This is a genomic window from Pseudomonas sp. EA_65y_Pfl1_P113, assembly GCF_963970525.1.
Taxonomy (GTDB): Bacteria; Pseudomonadota; Gammaproteobacteria; order Pseudomonadales; family Pseudomonadaceae; genus Aquipseudomonas; species Aquipseudomonas tritici.
In genome coordinates, this window is the sequence record NZ_CAXAQM010000077.1 from 1 (window position 1) to 2,816 (window position 2,816).

A 2,816-nucleotide genomic window follows, 5' to 3' on the forward strand; every position below is an offset into this window, starting at 1 on the left:
GTTGCACGGCCAGTTCCGCTTCACGTTTTGCGATGGCGTCCTCCAACTCCGGTGATCGCTTGGCCCATTGCTCGGGTGGTAGCGGCCTGGACCATTCGATGATGTCGGGGTAAAGCAGATCAGGCGGGTAAGACAATTTAAAGTTCTGCAATTTTTCCGCGAAATAGGTTCCCAAAATCGTAATGCAGAATATCCCCCATACAACACCTATCAGGTCGCCCTTACGCAGATCGATGACGAGCGATCCGATTTGCGTTTTCTCATATGGAGCAATGCCTACTCGGCTATCAGGTACGGCGTCCGGCCCTATTTCCATGTAGCTACGTGTGCACTCCCACAACGCCATGGCCGTGGTACCACCGCCACAATTGAAGCCAAAGTAAAAATGCTTGTTATCGTCCTTGGCCTGCGGGTCAGGATTGTCAAAGCCTATGATCAATAAGCCCATCGTAGCTTTACCCGCCTGACTCACCGACGACTGCTGCGTGGCCGCTGCCGTCACGCTTTCCCAGGGGACAATCCAGAACTCGCCATCCTCTCGTGGCACACACACTTCGCGGCGTTGTCGATTAAAACGCACCGGTAAAGGCACATCGCGAAATAGGCCCTGAATCACAAAGAGGATAGGGATGCCCATGATGATTAACGCTCCGCCCCACATTAGAGGGTCAGGAGTGATGTAACTCATTAATAAAAACAACATCACCCCTGGCCAGATCACCATCACCGCCGAGCCGATACTGTAGTTACCAATGTCCAGGAACACCTCGTTCTTGCGCCAAATGGTGTTGAGCACATCCGAGGGTTTTTCACCGGTGGGAATGGGTAACGGCGCCAAGTAGTCATTGCGCGAAAACATCCGTTTTTTCGTGGTGCCTGCCGGTGGCGTACTCATGCGCGGTCCTTGGGTTGTAGGTAAGTAGAGCCTGAACGCTCACTGTCGAGCGGGTAGCTTGGCACGCGATCCAGTTCCGGTGTCGGATCGTCCCGCAGGGCAATCACGTCCCCGCTGCCACTCACGGTAAAGGCCACACCGTGTTCGCCGCCGATAAAGTTTCGAGCGCCCAGCAGCGCGGTCAATGGCGTACGATATCGCAAGCGCAAGGAGACCGTGCTGGGTGGTGTGCTAAGGACTCCCTGCACTGAGCTGAAGGGCCCACTCAGGCGTAAACCTTGGCCTTCGTTAGCGGGGATCCAGCGACAGGTACTACCGGGCAGCCAGTGAGGTGCCATATCCCGCCATGGGCGAGGTGGTTTATAGGCGGAGTACGGGCTGTTTTTGATCAGGTCGCGAGACGCCTGAGTGTCGATCGGATCGCCGGCCATGCTCAGTTCCAGATAGGCACTGCCAGGTTCGGCGCCGGGCAAGTCGATGGTCAGGGCATTGATGACGCTCTGGGAGGCTAGCCCGGAAGGACCACTTGAACCGACCATCACCGAGCTGCTTTCTGCGCTGACGCGGGGGGAATACAGGATGCCGTACAGTTGGTTGAGTTCGTCTTGCTGTGCTTTGGTCGCAATAGGCTCTTGATTGCCAGCTCGGGCTTTTGACCAGCAGCAATAGTTGAGGAAGTTTTGCAGCGGGGTTTGCTGAAAGAACCAGGTGATCAGGTACAGCACGCCCAGCACGAACATGATCCAGCTCAGTGGGCCCATGCACAACGAGTAGCGCATGATCGCTGCTTCCACTTCCACTAAGCCTGCCAAGGCTCTTGCCGTCTGACCAAAGCCTAATAGCGCTTGAGCCCCATAGGCCGCTACTTGGCCCGTAACGACCGTCTTGCGCATCTGCAACCAAGGATCGATATGCGTCTGGCTGCTTTCCAGTTGTAGTTGCAGTGACTTGTATTCGTTTAGGGCCGCGCCAAATGACAATCCACCAATCACCCCACCAAACAGGGTGAGGGTTGGAGCCATTGCTTGCCCTTTACCAATTTCCCTAACCCCCAACCCCTGCCGCACCTGACTATCAATCACCGCCGTCAACGCGGCGGCAGCATACAACGATGCTGACACCGTATCGTTGACGCGCTGACTGTCCATCCCCTTCACGGCTGCGGCCTGACTCAAGTAGTTACTCGCATTGAGCGTGTTCAGCAGCAAGGCCGCCAGTGGCACGACCCCACCGCTATTGGTCACGAAGGAGGAGTTCACGATGCTTTTCACATGCCCGGCACCGATGGCTTCCCCCGTGGTGCGGGCCCATTGGGTCAGCCCTTCCGCTTGTTGGCCCAGTAATCTCCAGACTTGAGTGCCACCCTCGCTCACAGACTGTAAACGGGCCTCGCTGCCCAGGCGAGCAGCAACGAAGACGCCCAGCCAGGCACTGCTGAAGGTTTTATCGCCTTTGAGCAACAGCAACGACGCAGCCAGACGGTTGACCAGCACGCTCCATGCGCCATGGGCCTCTCGGCCCATGCTCGCAAGGTCGTCCAGAATCGGCATGGCCAGTGGCGCAAGTGCCTGATGGGTAGCCGCGATATTCTCAGAGGCCAGTGCGGCCATCAGCTCGCCCAGGCGAGTGCTGTTGTTAATGCCCGCATCGAGTGAGGGCGTCCAGGCGCGGAACAGTTGTGTCAGTGCGCCGCCATCGGCGGCCCGCACATAGTCGGCGTATTGTTCGGCACCTTGGGCACGAATGCATTGGGCGGTCAGGCAACCGGTGGCCAGGTCGGTTAACCAGTGCCGAGTGTCCAGGTCATAGTAATCGACAAACCAGGTGCCGCTGGCGGACCGTTTGAGGTAAACGTCCCGGTCCGCAAACAGTGTCTGATGGCGTTGTTCGACATGCTGGAAATGCGCTGGCGCGGTGGTAT

The 2,816-nt window shown here is 57.4% G+C and carries 2 protein-coding genes; both read right to left on the minus strand.

Annotation, left to right across the window (positions count from 1 at the left end):
- A partial coding sequence (locus tag AACY52_RS28280; RefSeq protein WP_339561066.1) for a hypothetical protein occupies window positions 1-895 on the minus strand: 895 nt, incomplete at its 3' end.
- The coding region (locus AACY52_RS28285) for a hypothetical protein (RefSeq protein ID WP_339561067.1) at window positions 892-2,816 on the minus strand (1,925 nt) is incomplete at its 5' end. The genes AACY52_RS28285 and AACY52_RS28280, both read right to left, overlap by 4 nt.